Source organism: Micrococcus sp. 140720015-1, from assembly GCF_053627595.1.
The window spans coordinates 67,084-88,041 of sequence record NZ_JBSEYC010000005.1; the positions used below are offsets into that span (position 1 = coordinate 67,084).

The 20,958-nt window shown below is 72.4% G+C and carries 15 protein-coding genes; 11 read left to right on the top strand and 4 right to left on the bottom strand.

Annotated features, from left to right (window positions below; genetic code table 11):
* Window positions 1-8 precede the first annotated feature (8 nt).
* Window positions 9-572, top strand: a complete 564-nt coding sequence (gene purN, locus ACUXPL_RS09455) for a phosphoribosylglycinamide formyltransferase (RefSeq protein ID WP_041102979.1) — start codon at window positions 9-11, stop codon at window positions 570-572.
* Here the strand turns inward: purN and ACUXPL_RS09460 are convergent.
* A complete protein-coding gene (locus tag ACUXPL_RS09460) occupies window positions 559-1,980 on the bottom strand; it encodes an MFS transporter (RefSeq protein ID WP_454183450.1) in 1,422 nt (473 codons plus the stop codon). The genes purN and ACUXPL_RS09460 overlap by 14 nt on opposite strands.
* Before the next feature lie 119 nt (window positions 1,981-2,099).
* Here ACUXPL_RS09460 and purH point away from each other — a divergent pair, with 119 nt between their 5' ends.
* The 3 genes from purH (at window position 2,100) to ACUXPL_RS09475 (ending at window position 6,507) form a co-directional block, all read left to right on the top strand.
* Window positions 2,100-3,791: a bifunctional phosphoribosylaminoimidazolecarboxamide formyltransferase/IMP cyclohydrolase gene (purH, locus tag ACUXPL_RS09465; RefSeq protein ID WP_454183452.1), complete on the top strand. Its 1,692-nt coding sequence runs from the start codon at window positions 2,100-2,102 to the stop codon at window positions 3,789-3,791.
* A gap of 68 nt (window positions 3,792-3,859) precedes the next feature.
* Entirely contained in the window at window positions 3,860-4,210 is a 351-nt protein-coding gene (locus ACUXPL_RS09470) for a hypothetical protein (protein WP_454183454.1), read from the top strand.
* A 74-nt stretch (window positions 4,211-4,284) separates the two neighbouring features.
* Window positions 4,285-6,507 (top strand): NADP-dependent isocitrate dehydrogenase, encoded by a 2,223-nt coding sequence (locus tag ACUXPL_RS09475; protein ID WP_454183456.1) that lies wholly within the window; start codon window positions 4,285-4,287, stop codon window positions 6,505-6,507.
* A gap of 191 nt (window positions 6,508-6,698) precedes the next feature.
* Here the strand turns inward: ACUXPL_RS09475 and ACUXPL_RS09480 are convergent, their stop codons facing one another.
* Window positions 6,699-7,292, bottom strand: a complete 594-nt coding sequence (locus ACUXPL_RS09480; protein WP_454183458.1) for a methylated-DNA--[protein]-cysteine S-methyltransferase — start codon at window positions 7,290-7,292, stop codon at window positions 6,699-6,701.
* A gap of 72 nt (window positions 7,293-7,364) precedes the next feature.
* On the opposite strand from ACUXPL_RS09480, the gene ACUXPL_RS09485 reads away from it, so the two are divergent.
* Window positions 7,365-8,963, top strand: coding sequence for a TIGR01777 family oxidoreductase (locus tag ACUXPL_RS09485; RefSeq protein WP_454183460.1), 1,599 nt, complete (start codon window positions 7,365-7,367; stop codon window positions 8,961-8,963).
* Between the two features lie 46 nt (window positions 8,964-9,009).
* Here the strand turns inward: ACUXPL_RS09485 and ACUXPL_RS09490 are convergent, their stop codons facing one another.
* Window positions 9,010-10,857, bottom strand: a complete 1,848-nt coding sequence (locus ACUXPL_RS09490; RefSeq protein ID WP_454183462.1) for a glutaminase — start codon at window positions 10,855-10,857, stop codon at window positions 9,010-9,012.
* Window positions 10,858-11,025: 168 nt separating this feature from the next.
* Between ACUXPL_RS09490 and ACUXPL_RS09495 the strand changes: the two genes are divergently transcribed.
* Both ACUXPL_RS09495 and ACUXPL_RS09500 read left to right on the top strand, forming a co-directional pair.
* Entirely contained in the window at window positions 11,026-12,921 is a 1,896-nt protein-coding gene (locus ACUXPL_RS09495) for a hypothetical protein (protein ID WP_454183464.1), read from the top strand.
* A complete protein-coding gene (locus tag ACUXPL_RS09500; protein ID WP_454183465.1) occupies window positions 12,921-13,922 on the top strand; it encodes a glycosyltransferase in 1,002 nt (333 codons plus the stop codon). The genes ACUXPL_RS09495 and ACUXPL_RS09500 overlap by 1 nt, the downstream gene beginning before the upstream one ends.
* 112 nt (window positions 13,923-14,034) lie before the next feature.
* Here the strand turns inward: ACUXPL_RS09500 and ACUXPL_RS09505 are convergent, their stop codons facing one another.
* Complete coding sequence (locus tag ACUXPL_RS09505) at window positions 14,035-14,874, bottom strand: ATP-grasp fold amidoligase family protein (RefSeq protein ID WP_454183467.1); 840 nt, start codon at window positions 14,872-14,874, stop codon at window positions 14,035-14,037.
* A 111-nt stretch (window positions 14,875-14,985) separates the two neighbouring features.
* Here ACUXPL_RS09505 and ACUXPL_RS09510 point away from each other — a divergent pair, with 111 nt between their 5' ends.
* The 4 genes from ACUXPL_RS09510 (at window position 14,986) to ACUXPL_RS09525 (ending at window position 20,937) form a co-directional block, all read left to right on the top strand.
* A complete protein-coding gene (locus ACUXPL_RS09510) occupies window positions 14,986-17,679 on the top strand; it encodes an ATP-dependent helicase C-terminal domain-containing protein (protein ID WP_454183469.1) in 2,694 nt (897 codons plus the stop codon).
* 86 nt (window positions 17,680-17,765) lie between these two features.
* Entirely contained in the window at window positions 17,766-19,070 is a 1,305-nt protein-coding gene (locus ACUXPL_RS09515) for an extracellular solute-binding protein (RefSeq protein WP_454183471.1), read from the top strand.
* Window positions 19,067-20,038 (top strand): carbohydrate ABC transporter permease, encoded by a 972-nt coding sequence (locus ACUXPL_RS09520; protein WP_180536940.1) that lies wholly within the window; start codon window positions 19,067-19,069, stop codon window positions 20,036-20,038. Before ACUXPL_RS09515 ends, ACUXPL_RS09520 begins: the two co-directional genes overlap by 4 nt.
* Window positions 20,035-20,937: a carbohydrate ABC transporter permease gene (locus tag ACUXPL_RS09525; protein ID WP_276529583.1), complete on the top strand. Its 903-nt coding sequence runs from the start codon at window positions 20,035-20,037 to the stop codon at window positions 20,935-20,937. The genes ACUXPL_RS09520 and ACUXPL_RS09525 overlap by 4 nt, the downstream gene beginning before the upstream one ends.
* Window positions 20,938-20,958 lie beyond the last annotated feature (21 nt).

Genomic DNA, 20,958 nt, shown 5'->3' on the forward strand with positions numbered 1-20,958 from the left:
ATGGGCGCATGCGCATCGTTGCCCTCGTCTCCGGTTCCGGCACCAACCTGCAGGCCGTCCTCGACGCCGTCGCCTCCGGCGCCCTGGACGTGGAGATCGCCGCGGTGGGCGCCGACGTCGCCGACGCCGGAGGACTGGAGCGCGCCCGCGCCCACGGGATCGAGACGTTCGTGGTGTCCCCGAAGGACCACGCGGACCGGCGCGCGTGGGACGAGGCGCTCGCGGACGCCGTCGCCGCCTACGCGCCGGACTGGGTGGTGTGCTCCGGGTTCATGCGGATCCTGGGCGCCCCGCTGCTCGAGCGGTTCGACGGCCGCATCCTCAACACCCACCCGGCCCTGCTGCCCTCGTTCCCGGGGGCCCACGGCGTCCGGGACGCGCTGGCGCACGGGGTGAAGGTCACCGGCTGCACCGTGCACGTGGTGGACGCGGGCGTGGATACCGGCCCGATCCTCGCGCAGGCCGCGGTGCCCGTGCTGGACACGGACACCGAGGCCGAGCTGCACGAGCGCATCAAGGTCCAGGAGCGGGCCCTGCTGCTGCGCGTGCTCGGCGAGCTCAGTCGGCGCTGACCTCGAGGGCGCGGCCGCGGGTCTCCGGAGCCAGCGCCAGCATCGCCGCGCAGGCCAGGACCACGAGCCCGCCGGTGACGGCGAACGCCCCCGGCAGCCCGAGGGCGGGGACCAGCGTGCCCACGAAGAGCAGCGGGCCCAGGCCCGCGCCCACCCGCGAGGCCGCCGACGCCCAGCCGAAGCCGGAGGCGCGCAGCGTCGTCGGATACAGCTCGGAGACGTACGTGTAGAGCACCGGGATCGCGACCTGCACCACGAAGCCGAACGCCAGCACGAGCGGTAGCACCGCGGCGGGCACGTCCAGCACACTCGCCAGCCAGACGGTCAGGGCACTCGCGACGACGGCGCTGACGGCCAGCAGCCAGCGGCGGCCGGTGACCTCGATCAGCACGGTGGCCACGACCACGCCGAGCAGGCCGGCCGCGGCCATGCCGGAGGTCATGATGAAGGCGCGGCCCTCCGCGTAGCCGGCGTCGATGAGGAACGTCGGCAGCCACTGCAGCGCGATGTAGTAGACGAGCATGATGGCCACGAACAGGGCCCAGGCGACCGCGGTGATGCGCGGGGAGAACTGCCAGACCGCGGCGAGCTGTGCGCCGACGCCGCCGGAGCGGGCCGGCTCGGCCGGGGGCATCGCGTAGGGCCGGCGGGGCGCGCCGGTGGCCGTCACCATGCGGTCGATGACGGCGCGGGCCTGTGCCTCGCGGCCCCGGCTCATCAGGAACAGCGGGGACTCGGGGATGCCCAGGCGCACGACGAACACGAGCAGGGCCGGCAGGACCATGGCGAGCAGGGGCAGGCGCCAGTCGCCCCACGTGCCCACGAGCCAGGCGGAGACGAGGCCGCACAGCGCGGCGCCGACGGGCCACCAGCCGTCCATCGCGGCCAGGACGCGGCCGCGCAGCCGGCGCGGGGTGAACTCGCCCACGAGCGCGTAGTCCACGGGGATCGTGCCGCCCAGGCCCATGCCGGCCACGAAGCGGAACAGGGCGAACCACAGCAGGGAGTCCGTCAGCGCGCCCGCGATCGTGAATACGGAGAAGATCGCGAGCGTCCACGCGAACGCCGCCTTGCGGCCGATGCGGTCCGCGATGGTGCCCCACAGGAACGCGCCCACGGCCATGCCGATGAGGTTGGCGGTGCCGATCCACGCGGCGTCGGCCTTGTCCAGGGCCCACTCCTCGCGCAGCAGCGGGATCATCACGCCGTTGAGCGTGACGTCCCACGCGTCGAACATGAAGCCCAGGCCGCCGATCAGGAAGATCCGGCCCTGGACGGACCAGCGCCACGGCAGCTCCTGGACGACCGCCTCGCCGGTGGGCAGGGCGGCGTCGGGGGCGCCGCCGTCGGGCGCGGGCCCGGGGTGCGCGCCGTCGGCGCTGGGGTGGGGCGGGGTGGCGGAGGACATGGTCGGCTCCCGTTCGTCGGGTGGAGTGGGGGCGGTCCGTCACGCGGACGCCTGGGCCATTATGCGGCCCGGCCTATGCTGGGGGACGCACCCGGACCCCCTCGAAGGAGCGCCCCCTCGTGACCTCTGCCCAGCCCACCACCACCGTCCTGGACACGGTGCCCCTGAAGCGGGCCCTGATCTCCGTGTACGACAAGACCGGCCTCGAGGAGCTCGCCACCGGGCTCCACGCCGCGGGCGTGCAGATCGTCTCGACCGGCTCTACCGCCCAGCGCATCGCCGCCGCCGGCGTGCCCGTCACCGAGGTCGCCGAGGTCACCGGGTTCCAGGAGTGCCTGGACGGCCGCGTGAAGACGCTGCACCCGCGCGTGCATGCGGGCATCCTGGCGGACCGTCGTCGTGAGGACCACGTGACCCAGCTGCGCGAGCTCGAGGTGGAGCCGTTCGACCTCGTCGTCGTGAACCTCTACCCGTTCGTGGACACCGTGAACTCGGGCGCCGCGGAGGACGCCGTCGTCGAGCAGATCGACATCGGCGGGCCGTCCATGGTGCGCGCGGCCGCGAAGAACCACGCGTCCGTGGCGATCGTGGTGGACCCGGCCCGCTACGGCGAGGTGGTCCAGGCCGCGCAGTCCGGCGGCTTCGACCTGCGCGCCCGCCGGCGCCTGGCCGCCCTGGCCTTCGCCCACACCGCCGGGTACGACAACGCCGTGGCCGCCTGGACCGCCGCCCACTTCGGCGAGGACACGGACGCGGACGAGATCCCCGTGTTCCCGCCCTACGCCGGCTTCTCCCTCGAGCGAGCGCAGATCCTGCGCTACGGCGAGAACCCGCACCAGCCCGCGGCACTGTACCTGGACTCCTCGGCGGCCCCCGGCATCGCGCAGGCCGAGCTGCTGCACGGCAAGCCGATGAGCTACAACAACTACGTGGACGCCGACGCCGCGGTGCGCGCCGCCTTCGACCACCCGGTCCCGGCCGTGGCGATCGTCAAGCACGCCAACCCGTGCGGCGTGGCCGTCACGGGCGAGGGCACGGACATCGCGCAGGCGCACGCCAAGGCCCACGCGTGCGACCCGGTCTCCGCGTTCGGCGGCGTGATCGCGGCCAACCGCCCCGTCACCGCCGCCATGGCCGCCCAGGTGAAGGACGTGTTCACGGAGGTCGTCGTGGCCCCGGCGTTCGAGCCCGAGGCCCTGGAGATCCTCTCCGCCAAGAAGAACCTGCGTCTGCTGAGCCTGCCCGAGGGCTTCCTTCGGGACGCGGTGGAGGCCAAGCAGGTCTCGGGCGGCATGCTGCTGCAGATCGAGGACGCGGTGGACGCGGACGGCGACGACCCGGCCACCTGGACCCTCGCCGCCGGCCCGGCCGCCGACGAGGCCGTCCTGGCCGACCTGGCGTTCGCGTGGCGCGCCGTGCGCGCGGCCAAGTCCAACGCGGTGCTGCTGGCCCACGACGGCGCCACGGTCGGCGTGGGCATGGGCCAGGTCAACCGCCTGGACTCCTGCCGCCTGGCCGTCGAGCGCGCCAACACCCTGGGCGCCGCGCAGACCGGCGGGCAGGACGTGACCAGCGCCGGCGGCGCGGAGAACGTCTCCGGGGAGGGCGCCCCCGAGCGGGCCCGCGGGTCCGTGGCCGCCTCGGACGCGTTCTTCCCGTTCGCGGACGGGCTGCAGATCCTCATCGACGCCGGCGTGAAGGCCGTCGTCCAGCCGGGCGGCTCCGTCCGGGACGAGGAGGTCGTGGCCGCGGCCGAGGCCGCCGGCGTGACCCTGTACCTGACCGGGGCGCGCCACTTCTTCCACGGCTGAGCGCGGCGCGCCGTTGCCGGACGGGGGCCCGGACCGGGCCCCCGCGACCCCCAGGAGGTGACGAGGCGATGACCCGCCGCGAGGTCGGCCGGCTCCTGGGCTGCCCGGCGGACTCGGTGGGCCGCCGGCTGCGTATGGCGCCGGTGCGTCTGCGCGAGGACTGGACCGTGGCCGTGGGCCTGGAGAACCTCCGGGACCACGGCGGCCGGGAGCAGGCCGCCATCGTCTCCGTGCCGGTGGTGAGCCCGCAGGCGCGCCTGACTGGCGTCGGGGAGATCATGCGAGAACCGGTGTCCGCGGTCGTCGGCGGGAGGCCGAGCAGGTGGGGCACGCGGCCCGCCTCGGCGAGGGCACCGGCGACGGCCACGGACGCTGACGCTGAGCCACACACGGTGTGGCGCGTCCGAGGCGCCGGGTAGATTGGCGGGGAGTCACCCGTTCCCTGCCGACGAGGGCCGCGTCTCGAGTGCGGCCAGAAGGAGAGATCATCCGCATGTCGAAGATCATCTACACGCTCACGGACGAGGCGCCCATGCTGGCCACCGCGTCGCTGCTGCCGATCGTGCGCGCCTACGCCGGCACCGCCGGCGTGGAGCTGGAGACCCGTGACATCTCGCTGGCCGGCCGCATCCTCGCCGCGTTCAAGGACGTCCTGCCCGAGGACCAGCGCACCACGGACGCCCTCGCCGAGCTCGGCGAGCTCGTGAAGTCCCCCGAGGCGAACGTCATCAAGCTGCCGAACATCTCCGCGTCCGTGCCGCAGCTGCGCGCCGCGATCAAGGAGCTGCAGGCGGACGGCTACGCGCTGCCGGAGTACCCGGACGAGCCGAAGACCGATGAGGAGAAGGACGCGAAGGCGCGCTACGACTCGGTCAAGGGCTCCGCCGTGAACCCGGTGCTGCGCGAGGGCAACTCGGACCGCCGCGCCCCGAAGGCCGTGAAGGCGTACGCCAAGCGCTTCCCCCACTCGATGGGCGAGTGGACCCCGGACTCCAAGACCGCCGTCGCCACCATGGGCGCGGACGACTTCCGCGCCAACGAGCAGTCCGTGACCCTGCCGGCCGCCGACGTGCTGACGATCGAGTTCACCGGCGAGGACGGGAAGACCACCGTGCTCAAGGAGGGCCTGAAGGTCCTCAAGGGCGAGGTCGTGGACGGCACGTTCATGTCCGCCAAGGCCCTGGACGCATTCCTCGCCGAGCAGGTCAAGCGCGCCAAGGAGGAGGGCATCCTCTTCTCCGCGCACCTGAAGGCCACCATGATGAAGGTCTCCGACCCGGTGATCTTCGGCCACGTCGTGAAGGCCTACTTCTCCGAGCTGTTCGAGAAGTACGGCGAGCAGCTGGCCGCCGCCGGCCTGTCCGCGAACAACGGCCTCGCCGCGATCGAGGGCGGCCTGGACAAGCTCGACGCCGAGACCGCCGAGGGTGTGCGCGCCGCCATCGCCGCCGCCTACGAGAACGGCCCGGACGTGGCCATGGTGAACTCTGCGAAGGGCATCACCAACCTCCACGTGCCCTCCGACGTGATCGTGGACGCCTCCATGCCGGCCATGATCCGCACCTCCGGCCGCATGTGGAACAAGGACGACCAGACCCAGGACACCCTGGCCGTCATCCCGGACTCCTCCTACGCCGGCGTCTACCAGGCCGTGATCGACGACTGCAAGGCCAACGGCGCCTACGACCCCACCACCATGGGCACCGTCCCGAACGTGGGCCTCATGGCGCAGAAGGCCGAGGAGTACGGCTCGCACGACAAGACGTTCATCATGGACGCCGCGGGCACCGTGGCCGTGAAGAACTCCGCCGGGGAGACCCTGCTCTCCCACGACGTCGAGGCCGGCGACATCTGGCGCGCCTGCCAGACCAAGGACGTCCCGGTGCGCGACTGGGTGAAGCTGGCCGTGACCCGCGCCCGGGCGTCCCAGACCCCGGCCGTGTTCTGGCTGGACGAGACCCGCGCCCACGACCGTGAGCTCATCAAGAAGGTCGAGGAGTACCTCAAGGAGCACGACACCGAGGACCTGGACATCCGCATCCTCTCCCCGGTCGAGGCCGCCAAGCTCTCGGTGGAGCGCATCCGCCGCGGCGAGGACACCATCTCCGTGACCGGCAACGTGCTGCGTGACTACAACACGGATCTGTTCCCGATCCTCGAGCTGGGCACCTCCGCGAAGATGCTCTCGGTCGTCCCGCTGCTCAACGGCGGCGGCCTGTTCGAGACCGGTGCGGGCGGCTCCGCCCCGAAGCACGTGCAGCAGCTGGTGGAGGAGAACCACCTGCGCTGGGACTCCCTCGGCGAGTTCCTCGCGCTGGCCGTGTCCTTCGAGCACGAGGCGGTCGCGAACGAGAACCACCGCGCGCGGGTCCTGGCGGACACCCTGGACGCCGCCACCGGCACCCTGCTGATCGAGGGCAAGTCCCCGCAGCGCAAGGTCGGCGAGCTGGACAACCGCGGCAGCCACTTCTACCTGGCGCTGTACTGGGCCCGCGAGCTGGCGAAGCAGACCGAGGACGCCGAGCTGGCGGCCGCGGCGAAGCCGATCGCCGAGGAGCTGGAGGCCCAGGAGGAGACCATCCTGGCCGAGCTCAACGGCGTGCAGGGCTCCCCGGTGGACCTGGGCGGCTACTACTGGCCGGAGCTGGAGAAGGTCACCTCCGTGATGCGTCCGTCCGCGACGCTCAACGCGATCGTGGACAAGCTCTCCGTCTGAGCAGCTGAGCGCCGGGGGCCGGGTCGCGTGCGTGGAGCGCGCGGCCCGGCCCCTTCGCGTTCCCCGACGCCGGCCCCCGGCCACCGGCCACCCGAGACGGCTCCCCGCCCGCAACGCGGGTTGAGTTGTCACGGGTGTGCGTGCCCCGGACCCGTGACAACTCAACCGACGTTGCCGTGGCGAGGGGGTGGTCAGCCCGCGTGGGCCGCCTCGTGGGCCAGCAGGGCCTGTTTCGCGGCGGTGCCGTAGAGGTAGTGGCCGGCGGCGCCGTCGGCGCGCACCACGCGGTGGCAGGGCACGACGACGGCCACCAGGTTGGCGGCGCACGCCCCGCCGGCGGCGCGCACGGCCCGCGGGGTCCCGCACCGTTCGGCCAGGCCGCCGTAGGTGGCGGGGGAGCCGGGGGCGATGCCGCGCAGCTCCCGCCACGCCCGCTGCCGGAACGCGGTGCCCGGCTGGGTGACGTCGAGGGCGTCGAGCGCGGCCACGTCCCCCGCGGCGTAGGCGGCCAGGGCGTCGGCGACGGGCTGGGACACACCCGGGCGCGGCTCCACGGGGCGCGGGTTCATCTCGCGGTCGGCGGTCTCCGGGTCCAGGGCCACGAGCCGGTCCATGAGCGTCTCGAGGAGGCGCCCGATCGCGGCGGCGGGGGGCTCCGAGTCCTCCGGCACGGCCACGCCGGAGGCGCGCACCGTCTGGTCCTCGGGGGAGAAGACGGCCACGAGGGTCAGCTCGGTGGCGGGCAGGGCGGCGGCGGTCCAGCGCAGCTCGGGAAGCAGGTCCATCCCCTCATTGTCCTGCACGGCCCGGCCCGGACAGGTGTTCGCCCGTCCGCTCCCTGTGTCAGGCTGGCGTCCATGACCGAGATCCGCGTCTTCGAGCACCGCACCCTCCTGCGCCACCCGCGTGAGGTCGTCTTCCGCTGGCTGGAGAACCCCGGCGCGCTGGAGCGGCTCACCCCGCCCTTCGCCGGCGAGGTGGTCCAGGGACCGACGGACGGCCTCCGCGTGGGCTCCGAGTCGCGGCTGCGCATTCAGGCCCCCGGGGCTGCCGGCCTGTTCGCCGGGGCGGCGCACGGGATGCTCACCGGCCTGCTGCCGGACGCCGTCGCCTCCCGCCTTCCCGGTGGGGCCGTGCCTGCGGTGCCGTGGCGGGCCCGCCACACGGCCTACGAGGAGGGCCGCATGTTCCGGGACGAGATGGTCTCCGGCCCCCTCGCCTCCTGGAGGCACACCCACCTGCTCGACGACGCCGCGCCCGGTGAGGCGGATACGGCGGACGGCCGGCGCGGCACGGTCGTGACGGATCACATCGAGTACGCCCTGCCGGGGGAGTCCCTCGTGTCCCGCGTGCCCGGTCTCGGCACGGCGGCCTCGCACCGCACGCATGAGGCCTTCGAGGCGGAGCTGGGACGCCAGTTCGCCTACCGCGCCCGCGTGATGGCCGATGACCTGGACTTCCATGCCGCCCACCCCGGCCCCCTCGTCGGCGGACCGGCCCGCACGGTCGCGGTGACGGGGTCCGGCGGACTGATCGGCCGGCAGCTCTGTGCCCTGCTCACCACCGGCGGGCACCGCGTCGTCCGGCTCGTGCGGAGCCCGAAGAAGGCCGGTGCACTGGACGCGGCGCTGTGGGACCCCGGCCGGGAGACCGTGGATGAGGACGCCCTGGCCGAGGCCGACGTCGTCGTGAACCTGGCGGGCGAGCCCATCGCCGGCCGGTTCTCGGACGCACACAAGGAGGCCGTGCACGACTCGCGCGTGCGCGGCACGCGCACCCTTGTGGACGCGCTCGCCCGGATCACCGCACGGGAGGGGGACGACGCGCGGGCGCGGGCGCTCGTGAACGGCTCGGCGATCGGGTACTACGGGGCGGACGCGGGCACGGGCCCGTTCGGCAGCGGCCTCGTGGAGGATCTGGAGCCCGGGGACGACTTCCTCGCCGAGGTCGTGGCGGACTGGGAGGCCGAGGCCCGGCGTGCCGAGACGTCCGGCATCCGGGTCGCGATGCTGCGGACCGGCGTGGTCCTGAGCCCGGCCGGGGGCATGCTGCAGCAGGTGCTGCCGCTGTTCCTCGCGGGTCTCGGCGGCCCGGTCGCCACGTCGGGCGGGGAGAGCCACGACGGCAGCCCGTGGCTGAGCTGGATCGGCGCGGATGACATCGCGGGGGCCTTCGCCCACGCGGTGCTCGACGACGGCGTCACCGGCCCGGTGAACGCCGTGGCGCCGGAGCCGGTCACGGCAAAGGAGTTCGCCACCGTGCTCGGGCGGGTGCTGCGCCGGCCCGCGATCATCCCGGTGCCCGACGCCGGCCCGCGTCTGCTGCTGGGGGAGGAGGGCCGGGTGGAGACCGTCGCGGCCGACCAGAAGGTCGTGGCGGACCGGCTGCTCTCCTCCGGCTACGACATGCGCGACCCCGAGCTGGAGGGCGCGTTGCGCCACGCGCTCGGGCGGTGACGGGGGTGGGGGCGACGTCCCACCGGGACGCCGCCCCCACAGGTCGTCAATCCTGCAGTGCGCCGGTCTCGCGGATGAGCTGGCTCAGCGCGGTGAACGCGTCGCGGGCCAGCGCCTCCCACAGGGCCAGGGCCAGCTGGGGGAAGCCCTCCTGGAGCGCGACCATCACCTGGGCGGTGAGGACGCGCGCCGCGACCGGCCCGCGCGCGCGGACGGTGGAGGGCTGGCGGCCGGGCTGGCCGAGGGCCATCTCGCCGAACGTCATCCCCGGGGTGAGCAGGGTGCGGCGCACGCGACGGCTGCCCGTGCCCTGGCCCGAGAGCTCCACGGTGCCGGAGACGATCACGTAGATGCCGCCGAACGGCTGGCCGGCACGACGGATGATCTGGCCGTCCGAGTAGACCCGCTCGTCCATCATGGACTCGAGCAGGCGCGCGTCGTCCGCGGAGAGGTGCTGCAGCAGGGGTGCCACGGCCGCCTCCTGGGCGTCCCGCGGCAGCAGGTGTGGGGCGTGCCGGGAGAGCAGCCGCTGCTCGGCCCACTGGGCGGCACGCGAGCGGGAGTCGAAGAACACGAACTGCGCGCCCTCGGCGGCGGGGTCCACCCCCTCGGCCTCATCCTGCAGCGGCTCCGGCAGATCCACCTCCACGGACTCCTCGACGGCCGCCATCAGCTCCTTCATCTCCGCGGCGTCCCGGTCCACGACGACGACGTCGAGCCCGTTGCCCAGCGCGCGGGCGAACCACTGGGCCACCAGCAGGCGGGCCGGACGGGAGATGGAGCTGACCGAGCGCATGTCCACCACGAGCGTCTCGAGGGCCTCCGGCAGACCGCGGCTGACGCGTGCGATCGCGTCCACCTGGCTGAAGCCGAGGTGACCGCCCAGCTCCATCACGTGCACGGTGTCCGCGAACCGCCCGAGCGCCTCCAGGACGACGGCGCTGCGCACCGTGCCCGAGGGCGCCTGGTCGATCCGGTAGTGGGTGCGCAGGGCCGCGCGCGGGGAGCCGGTGACCACCGACGGATGCAGCTCGAAGTCCTCGACGATCGTGCGCAGGGCAGCCATCGCCGCGGCGCCGAGCCCGTTCTCGTCCGTCGTGTCCGACTGCAGCGCCAGACCGAGATGGCCCGGCACCACCACGAGCACCGTGCCGCCGCGTGTGGACGCCCACCCGGGCTGACCGACGTCGTACGCCCATCGGGAGTCCCGGGTGTCCATGCCGCAGGAGTCCATCACGGAGAGCACACCGCGGACCGTCTCCTCGCTCAGCACACGGTCCCCGGTGACGGGGTGGACACCGCCGTGCGCGAGGGTGCCGGCGAGCAGGGCGAGGTCCTCCACGGTCACGGCGGCGGCACGCACCGTGGCGATGTCCTCGAGCAGCGTCTCGGGGTCGGCGTCCAGGGTGTCGAGGGACTTCATCAGCCAGGCCGCGGACCGGGTGTGGTGCTGGGCGCGGTTCTCCGCGCGGGCGGCCGACTCCGTGACGGTGACCTCGCGGTCGAACAGGGCGGAGAGCAGCTGCATCATGCGTGCGGTGCGGTCGCGGCCGCCGCGGCCCTTCACCAAGGAGGCCGTGGCCACCGCGCCCGCGTTCTGCAGCGGGTTGTGGGGCAGACCCGTCACGGCGTCCACCTCGACCCGGTGGTCTAGGTCGCGCACGGGGGCGGCGCCGACGCGCTCGCCCACCCGCACCGCGCCGAGGTCCTCGAGGGCCTGCGCATGGAACAGGGGAGAGGCGAGCGTGGCCAGGGGCACGGACGTCATGGATCCGGAGACGTAGCGGTGCCCGTCCACCATGAGCATCGCGACGCCCAGCCCGTCCGGGACTTCCCCCTCGCCCGCGTGGGCCGACGTGAGGCGATCGAGGTGCTCCTGGACGGGTGTGGTCATGGGTCACAGCCTAGTCAGTGGGGCAGGTCCGGGACAGCGTGGCGGAGGCGGTGTGGAGCACCATTGCGTGTCCGGGGAGTGGGGTTCGCCCTCCGTCACGTATGTTGAGTCATGGTGCCCGCGGGCGGCACCATCCACTCGCCAGAAAACTCATGGAAAGCAGGGTCGATGATCCTTCTAGAGCACGCCGAAGGGCCGGGAGAATCCCTGCCCGACGTCTCCGATCTCGCGCACCACGTTCCAGTGGCTCCTGGCGAGCTCCTCAGCATCGCGATCCAGCACGTCAATGACGCAGATGCGCGAGGGGCGGCGCTGGTACAGCTGAGGTTCGAAGACGCAGCAGGGGAACGGGTCGAGGTCGAGGGGTGGACCCACGTCTCGCCGAGCCTGGGAGAGTACCGGTACCTCTCCGCCGGTGAAGGCCAGCGCGTCACCGCCTTCGATGTCACGGTGCCGGACTCGGCGGCCCATCTTGTGCTGCAGGGCCACGCGTGGAAACCGGAGTTCCCCGTGCGCGTGAACGGCGCCCCGATTGTCCTGCGCCACGTCCATCCGCTGGACACGCCAGCGGCCCCGTTCAGCCCGGACACGCGCGTCCGGGTATGGGACTTCGTCCAGCACCTGCCGGTGAGCCCGGGCACCGCCTCCATGGAAGGGGTCATCCATGCGAGCCTGCCGACCGAGAAGAGCACGGCGCTCCTCACCGTCGGCTTCCTGGATGAAGCGGGACGTCCCCTTCCCGGGCCGTCGGACCTCCCCCAGAATCCGACGTTCGGACCTTTCGTCCAGCTGCGGGGATCCGCAGAAGGCCCCCTTGAGACGCGGTTCGAGATTGCGGTCCCGTCGCAGGCTCGGTGGGTCCGGATCCAGGGCCGACGCGGGTGGGGAAACTCTGAGGTCATGATGCGGGCCGAGATCGAAGTGACGGAGGTCCGTTCCTCGGCTTCCGAGATCGACGCCTTCCTCGCGGAGATCCCGGAGGGCGACACCCTGCTCGTCATCGACACCACCGCACCTCCGCTCGGACACGAGACGCTGTCCCTGCGGCCCAACAACCTGGCACGCGCTTTTGAGAGAGCCGGGATGTGGGTCGTGTTCCTGCCGTTCTCCTCACTCCAGGAGTTCCCGGCGCGGGTGTCCGATCGGGTCCTCCAGGTCGCGCGCAAGGACTTCGGCCGGTTGGTGCGCGGCTTGACCACCCGACGGCGGTCCATGGGCGACACCTACATCTGCAGCTCCTTTCCGTCGATTGCGGCCGTCGCCCTTGGCACGCAGTTGAAGACCCTTGGCTGGCAGGTCGTCTACGAGTGCCGTGACGACATGGAGGAGTTCAATCGCGTGGGCTACTCCAAGTGGTATTCGCCCGCATTGGAGCGGCAGATGCTGATCGTGGCCGACAAGGTCGTCAGCGTCAGTACCGCGCTCGACGCCAAGCTCGTGTCGATGTGGCCGGCCCTGCGCGACCACGCGGTCATTCCGAACGCGGTCAACCGTCACGTCATCGACCAGTCGGAGGGCCTGAGGACTGAGGAGAGTTTCGACCGACGTGAACACCTGCGGGTGGCCGGGTACGTCGGGCACCTGACGCCCTCCTGGTTCGATTGGCCGCTGATCGCTGAAGCAGCCCGGCGTATGCCGGAGACCGTCTTCGAGATCATCGGTCACGGTGCGCCCCAGGGCATGTCACTGCCTTCCAATGTCCACCTTCTGGGCCCCCGCTCCCACGAGCAGCTGGCGGACATCGTCACCGGCTGGAAGGTCGGGCTCATCCCGTTCCTGGACATCCCCCTCACCCGATCGGTCGACCCGAACAAGATCTACGAGTACTTCGCATGGGGTCTGCGTTGTGTCACCGCGCCCATGGGGAGTGTGGAGACGTATCCGTCGACCTGGGTCCATCGGGGAGTGGACGAGTTCGTGGAAAAACTCGACGAGGCACTGAGCACGCCATGGGCACCTGGCGAAAGGGAGGCCATGGAGTCCTTCGTCCAGTCGAGCGACTGGGATGACCGGGCCGAACGCCTGCTGTCCTACTACGGGATCACGACGGAGGGACGCGACTGATGCGCAAGCTGATCTTCTACCCCAATCTGTCCAAGGGCGGCGTCTCCGCCGTAATCCGGGGCCGAGCCCAGGCTGAGCCGGACGTCCAGTTCGACGCGGTGTTCCTTCACGACCGAGGGGGCTCGGACGCGTTCTCCGACATGGACAACGTCCACGTGCGCCTGATCCAGGAGAGTCGGTCGGGGTCCTATCTGACGCACCTGGCCCATCAGTTCGACTATGAGTCCGTGTCTGTCCTCAGCCACCCGGCCTCGGCCAACGTGCTGTCGGCACTGGACCATGTCGCCGTGACGTATGAGTTCCATTCGTCCAGCATCCCCGTCATCGAGAAGGAACTCGGAGCGCTGGAACTGGACCGGCTGGCCGCCGTCGTCGTGCCCTCCCAGATCATGGCACGGGAGATTCAGCCGCTGCTTCCGCGTCGACTCCGGTTCCGCCTGGCGGTGGAACCCAACCTCGTGGATGTCGAGACCTTCGCGGGGCAGGGGTCGGCGCAGTTCCTCGCCGACTCCGGATTCGGCGATGGGCCGGACACGATTCCGCTGCTGTGGGTCGGGCGGTTCGACCAGGGGAAGGCGTACGCGCACTTCCTGAGGGTCATAGCGGCTCTTCCCCAGGAGTACGTGGGGCATGTCGTGGTGAGCCTGGAGGACGACCCCCATCGTGCGGAGCGATTCTTCGCCGAGGCTGCGGGTCTGGGCGTCCTGGAGCGTGTGCGTCTCTACCTGAACCTCACTCCACAGGCGCTGGGGGAGTTCTGCCGCTCGGTCAGGGACGCGGACGGCTGGTTGGTGTCCACGTCGCTCAAGGAGTCCTTCGGCTACGCCGTGGCGGAGGCGACGAACGCGGGGCTGCGGGTGGCTGCCTCGGACCTTCCGGTCTGGGACCTCTTCGCGGGCTCCGGCCTGGTGCATCGTGTTCCCAGCGGGTCCATCGCGGACCTGGTGCGAGTCATCCGAGAAGGGGCCCCGGTTTCCGCGGGCGCCGCGACGGCCTGGTGAGGGCGTCAGACGGCGCGCTTGGCGCGCCGTCTGGAGCGTCCCCGTCCTCCGCCTGGTCTGCGGGCCAAGCGGAGGGCCGGGGGCTATGGCCGTATTTCTTGTTCCCGCCCGATCAATTGCGCTTCGGCGCATCGACGAGAAGCGAGCCAGCGAGTCGCTTCTCTGCCGCGTCCCACATCTTTCCCAGCCGGGCGGCCTCTTCCGGAGCCATGACTTTCCGGTTCTTATAGAAGAAGGTGCCTGGGTAGAACGTGATCTCACCGAGCACCGGGCCAGCGGGGGTGTCGTAGAGATCCACGCGGCAGAACGCCGAAGGCACCGCTGTGCTCACGCGGCGAGCCACGGCCAAGAGTTCCTCGGCTCCTGCCGGGGGTTCTGCCGCGTCGACGATGGACTCCAGATGAGTGACTCCAGGGTGCACACCGAATCGGTCATGGACGTCCGTCATCGGTGAGAAGTCACCGTTGAAGTATGACGCCGCGGCGGGCCCCGCGATGTGGTCTTCCACCAGTACGAAACCGCACTCGCCCTGGAACATGTAGCATCGGACATCGGCCGGCGGAGTCACTCCACGACGGTCACTCAGCAGCTCCTCGACGAGGAACTCGCCGGCATCGGGGCTCAGGTCGTACCTGCCCTCGATCTCGCGCAGCGTCTCGATGAGCCCCGAAACTGTCACAGGCTCGTCCTTCACAAGATCCCACAGCTCGGCCCCGCGGCGTTCGAGCAGATGCACACCGATGGACGTGGAGGCGAAGCCAGGCTTGACGATGCACCGCTCGGGGAAATCGAACCGCTCGAGATCGGACAGCGGCCCCTTGAAGAGTTGTTCAGGAGTCCTGATCCCGATCTGCGCAGCGAACTGACGGGTCGCGTTCTTCGCCCCCAGCCATCCAGGGACGCCAGCTTCCCGTCCCTCCAGGCGATTCTGCATCCTGTCGAAGTAATCCATGGCCTGCGGCCCGTCTGCACTCTGCGTCACATCGATAGTCAAGCACACGTGCCCGCGACTCCAGTCACGTGGCGGAGAAACAGCCGGGCGTTCTTCGCGACAATGGACCCGATGCCCACCCCCGCCGATCCCGTCGCCGTCCCCTCCGCCCTCGCCGCCGCCCTCGACCGTCTCGGCGCCGGGCTGACGTTCACCGCCGCCCTGCCCGACCTCGAGGCGGCGCTGGACGCGCGCGGGGTGGCCGTCGTCGAGGCGCCCCCGGGCACGGGCAAGACCACCGTGGTCCCGCCCGCGCTCGCAGTCCGGCGCGCGGACCACGGCGGTGGGCGCGTCCTGGTCACGCAGCCGCGGCGGGTCGCGGTGCGCGCCGCCTGGCGGCGGCTGCGCACGGCGGTGCTGGCCGTCGCGGCCGACGCGCAGCCCGGCGCCGACTCCGACGCGCGGGCTCGGCTCGCGGACGCCGCCGTCGGCTACGCCGTGCGCGGCGACGCGGCGGGCGGCGGGGCCTCGGCCGTCGAGTTCGTGACCCCGGGCCTGCTGCTGCGCCGCCTCCTGGCTGACCCCGGGCTCGACGGCGTGGGCGCGGTGGTCCTGGACGAGGTCCACGAGCGGGACCTGGACACGGACGTGCTCTTCGCGCTCCTCGCCGACCTGCGGCAGCTGCGCCCCGAACTCATGCTCGTGGCCATGTCCGCCACCGTGGACGCGGCGGCCCTGGCCACCCGCTGGGCCCGCGGCATGGGGGAGGAGGCGCCCCTGCCCGTGGTCTCCACCCCGGCCGTGCTGCATCCGCTGCGCGAGGAGCACGCCCCCTTCCGCGGCCACCGCCTCACCGCCGAGGGCCGCGTGGACCGGGCCTTCCTCGACCACGTCGCGGCCACGGCCGCGCGCGCCCACGCCGAGGCACTCGACGCCGACCCGACCGTGGACGCCCTCGTCTTCCTGCCCGGCGTGGCCGAGGTGGAGGCGGTCGCGGGGCGCGTCGCCGCGCTCGCCCCGGGCACCGAGGTCCGGGTCCTGCACGGCCGCCAGGAACCCGCCGACCAGGACGCCGCGCTCGCCGGCCGCGCCGATCCCGCCGTGCCGCGCGTCGTCGTCGCGACGGCGGTCGCCGAGTCCTCGCTGACCGTGCCGGGGGTGCGCCTCGTCATCGACTCGGGCCTGGCCCGCGAGCCGCGCCGGGACCGGGGGCGGGGCATGGCCGGGCTCGTCACCGTCCAGGCCTCGCGCGCGGCCGCCGGCCAGCGGGCGGGCCGCGCCGCCCGCCTCGGCCCCGGCACCGTGGTCCGCTGCCACACCGCCGCGGCCCTGGGCACCGCGCCCGCAGCCCCGACGCCGGCCCTCGCCGTCGTCGACCTCGCACCGGTGGCCCTGGCGTTCGCGGCGTGGGGCGCCCCGGGCGGCCGAGGGCTGACCCTGCCCGAGGGCCCGCCGGCCGACGCGATGACCGCCGCCGAGCGCACGCTCGCCTCCCTCGGCGCGGTGGACGCGGACGGGCGCATCACCCCGCACGGCGCCGTCCTGGCCGAGCTGCCCCTGGACCCGCCGCTCGGCCACGCCCTCCTGCGGGCGGCACCGCTGACGGGGCCCCGCCCCGCGGCCGAGGCGACGGCGGCCCTCGCCCTGGACCTGCGCGCCTCCGGCGCCGACCTCGAGGCGCTGGTCGCGGCCCTGCGGGACGGCCGGCACCCGGAGGCCGGGCGCTGGCGCCGGGAGGCGGACCGGCTGGAACGACTCGCCCGTCGGCGCGCGCACCGCGCCCCGGAGACGCGGGAGCCGGACGGGCCCGGGCCCGAGGCGGCCACCGCGCGGCGGCACCCCGCCGGCCTCGTGGCCGCCCTGGCCTCCCCCGCGTGGATCGCCCGACGCGCGGGGGAGGAGGGGGCATACCTGCTCGCTTCCGGCACCCGCGCGGCCCTGCCCCGCGACGCCGTCGGCGGCGGCCTGGCGGGGCAGGAGTGGCTGGCCGTGGCCGAGGTCGCCCGCGTGGCCGGGGACGCGGCCGGCACGGGTGCCGCGATCCGCGCGGCCGCGCCGATCGACCGGCCGCTCGCCGAACTCGCCGGCGCGGGCCTGCGGCGCACCGAGGACACCGGCGACTGGCGCGGGGACCGGCTCACCGGCCGCCGCGTGGACCGGCTGGGCGCGCTCGTGCTGGCGGAGACGCCGGCACCCGTCGCCCCCGACGCCGCCGCGCAGGCCGTGCGCGACGCGCTCGCCGCCGACGGCCTCGCCCGGTTCGACCCGCGCGGCCGGGCCGAACACCTGCGCCGCCGGGTGCACCTGCTCCACCGCGTCCTCGGCGCCCCGTGGCCGGACCTCTCGGACACGGCGCTGCCCGGCCTGGACGCGCTGGTCGACGGGCTCGCGGCCGACCTGGCCGCGGGGCGGTCCCTCACGCGCTTGGACGCCGAGGCGCTGCTGCGCGGCGCCCTGCCCTGGCCGGAGGCGGGCCGGCTGGACGAGCTCGCCCCCGAGCGCCTGCCCGTGCCGAGCGGGCGCGCCGTCGTCGTGGACTATCCGGCCGTCCACGAGGACACCCCGCCCGTGGTCGCCGCCAAGCTGCAGGAGTTCTTCGGGGCGCGTGTCACCCCCGCTGTCACGGACGGTCGTGAGCCGGTGGTCCTGCACCTGCTCTCCCCGGCAGGCCGCCCACTCGCCGTGACCGCCGACCTGCCGTCCTTCTGGGCCGGCCCCTATGCGCAGGTCCGCGCCGAGAACCGCGGGCGGTACCCCAAGCACCCCTGGCCCGAGGATCCCGCCGCCGCGGAGCCGACCGCCCGGACGAACCGCCGCGCCCGTTGAGAAAGGGGCGCGCGAAACGTGCAGGAATCGCTCCGATGCGTGATGATGGCCGTCACATCCGACTCGCATCGATTGAGGTTCCACTTGTGAGACACGACACGCGGGCACGTCAACGGCGCCGGGCCACGCTGGCCGGCGCCGTCGCTGCGGGCGCGCTCATCCTGGCCGGGTGTGCCCCGGCCGAGCAGACGCCCACCCTGACCTGGTACACCAACCCCGATGACGGCGGGCAGGCGAAGATCGCCGCCCAGTGCACCGACGCCGCGAACGGGCGGTACCGGATCGAGACGTCCATGCTCCCGACGGACGCCGCCTCCCAGCGCGAGCAGCTGACCCGCCGCCTCGCCGCGGGCGACACGTCGATGGACATCATGTCCCTCGACCCGCCGTTCGTCCCCGAGCTCGCCGAGCCCGGCTTCCTGGCCCCCGTGCCGGAGGAGATGCAGGCCTACGCGAAGGACAACGCCCTGGAGGGCGCCCTCGCGGCCGCCAGCTGGAAGGACGAGCTCGTCACGGTCCCGTTCTGGGCCAACACGCAGCTGCTCTGGTACCGCAAGTCGGTCGCCGAGGCTGCGGGGCTGGACATGTCCCAGCCCGTCACGTGGGACCAGCTGATCGAGGCCGCCCGCAGCCAGGACAAGGACCTGGGCGTCCAGGGCGCCCGTGCCGAGTCCATGACCGTGTGGCTCAACGCGCTCATCGAGGGCGGCGGGGAGCAGATCATCCCCAACGCCGAGGCGCCCACGGACGAGGTCACCACGAACCTCGACTCCGAGGCCGGCCGCACGGCCGCGCGGATCATCTCCACGATCGGCAAGGAGGGCCTCGGAAGCGCCGGCCTGCCGACCCAGGACGAGAACGCCTCCATGCTGCTCTTCCAGGGCAAGAACGGCTCGTTCATGGTCAACTGGCCGTTCGTCTGGCCGGCCACCCTCGGCTCCGTGGAGGAGGGTTCGCTGCCGAAGGACCTGCCCGAGGACATCGGCTGGGCCGTCTACCCCCGCACCGTCGAGGACAAGGACGCCGCGCCGCCCGTGGGCGGCATCAACCTGGGCGTGGGCGCGAAGTCCGAGCACCAGGACCTCGCGTGGGACGCGATCTCCTGCATCACCACCACCGAGCATCAGAGCCAGTACTTCGTCGAGAACGGCAACCCGCCCGCCGACCCGGCGGCCTACGACGCCCCCGAGGTCGCCGAGAAGTTCCCCATGGCGGACACCATCCGGGAGTCCCTCGAGCTCGGCGCCCCGCGTCCGCAGACCCCGTACTACAACGAGGTCTCCACCGCGATCCAGCAGCGCTACGCGCCGCCGTCGGGCGTCTCCGAGTCCACCCCGGCCGAGACCGACGACTTCATCCAGGAAGTCCTGAGAGGGGAGCGTCTGCTGTGAGCCACGTCGACACCGCACCCGCCGCATCCACCCCGCGCACCGCCGAGGGCCGCCGCCCCCGCCGGGTGAAGTCCCAGCGCGCGAAGTCCGAGGCGCGTCTCGGCTGGCTCCTGGCCGGCCCCGCGTTCTTCGTGATGCTGTTCGTGGTCCTGTACCCGATCCTGCAGGCCCTCTACGACTCGCTGTTCAAGTACCGGCTCACCGCGCCGGGCGACCGCGAGTTCGTGGGCCTGGGCAACTACGGCGTGATCCTCACGGACCCCGTGTTCTGGAAGGACCTCGGGGTGACCCTGCTGATCACCGTGGTGACCGTGGTGGTCGAGCTCATCCTCGGCTTCCTGCTGGCCCTGGCCATGCACCACGCCATCAAGCAGACCCGCGGCCTGATCCGCACGATCATCCTGGTGCCGTACGGCATCATCACCGTGGTCTCCGCGTTCGCGTGGTTCTACATGTTCTCGATCGACTCGGGCTACATCAACGCCTGGTTCGAGTGGCTGCCGGGCGTCGACGCGGACCTGAACTGGTTCGCGCAGGGCAGCACCGCGCTGTTCGTGATCATGCTCTCCGAGATCTGGAAGACCACGCCGTTCATCTCCCTGCTCCTGCTGGCCGGCCTGGCCCAGGTGCCGGGTGACCTCACGGAGGCCGCCGCCGTCGACGGCGCCTCGTGGTGGCAGCGGATGAAGCTGGTCATCCTGCCGAACATGAAGGCCTCGATCATGGTGGCCGTCCTGTTCCGCGCGATGGACGCGTTCCGCATCTTCGACTCCATCTACATCATGACCAACGGCGCCTACGGCACCGAGGTCCTCTCGCTGCTGGCCTACCGCACGTCCATCGGCCGGCTCGAGATCGGCATGGGTTCGGCGGTCTCCGTGATCCTGTTCCTGTGCGTGGCACTCATGGCGGTCATCGCCGTCAAGGGTTTCAAGGTGGACCTGGCCGACCGAGGAGGTTCCAAGTGAGCACCGCCGCATCCGCTCCCGCCCCCGAGGGCCGCGCGCCTGAGGGCCGCGCGCCCCGCCGTCGCGGCAACGGGAAGGCCACCGCGCTGTGGTGGATCCTCACCGTCGTGATCGGCGTGTGGTGCCTCTTCCCGCTGTTCTCGATCTTCGCAACCAGCTTCAAGACGCCCGCCGACCTCTCCAACGGCAAGCTGCTGCCCACCCAGTGGTCCACCGTGAACTACGAGGAGATCTTCGTGGGCGGCTCGCGCGAGCTGTTCCTCACGGCGCTGCGCAACTCGATCGGCATCACCGTGATCGCCACGATCATCGCCGTCATCCTGGCCACGCTGTGCGCCTACGCGATCGCCCGCCTGGACTTCCCGGGCAAGCGGATCGTGCTCACGGTGTCCCTGATGGTCTCGATGTTCCCCGTCATCTCCCTGGTGACGCCGCTGTTCAACATGTGGCGCACCCTCGGGCTGTACGACACGTGGGTCGGCCTGATCATCCCCTACCTGTCCCTGACCCTGCCGATCTCCATCTGGACCCTGGCCGCGTTCTTCCGCCAGATCCCGTGGGAGCTCGACCAGGCCGCGCAGGTGGACGGCGCCACCCCGCTCGAGGCGTTCCGCAAGGTGATCGTCCCGCTGGCCGCCCCCGGCGTCTTCACGACGGCGATCATCGCCTTCTTCATCGCCTGGAACGACTTCGTGTTCGGCATCTCCCTGACCTCCACCGAGACCGCGCGCACCGTGCCCGCCGCCCTGGCCTTCTTCACCGGCGCCTCGCAGTTCGAGTCGCCGACCGGGGCCATCTCGGCGGCCGCGATCATCGTGACCATCCCGATCGTGATCCTGGTGCTGGCGTTCCAGCGTCAGATCGTGGCCGGCCTGACCAACGGCGCGGTGAAGGGCTGAGGCCCGCACACGAGACCTCCT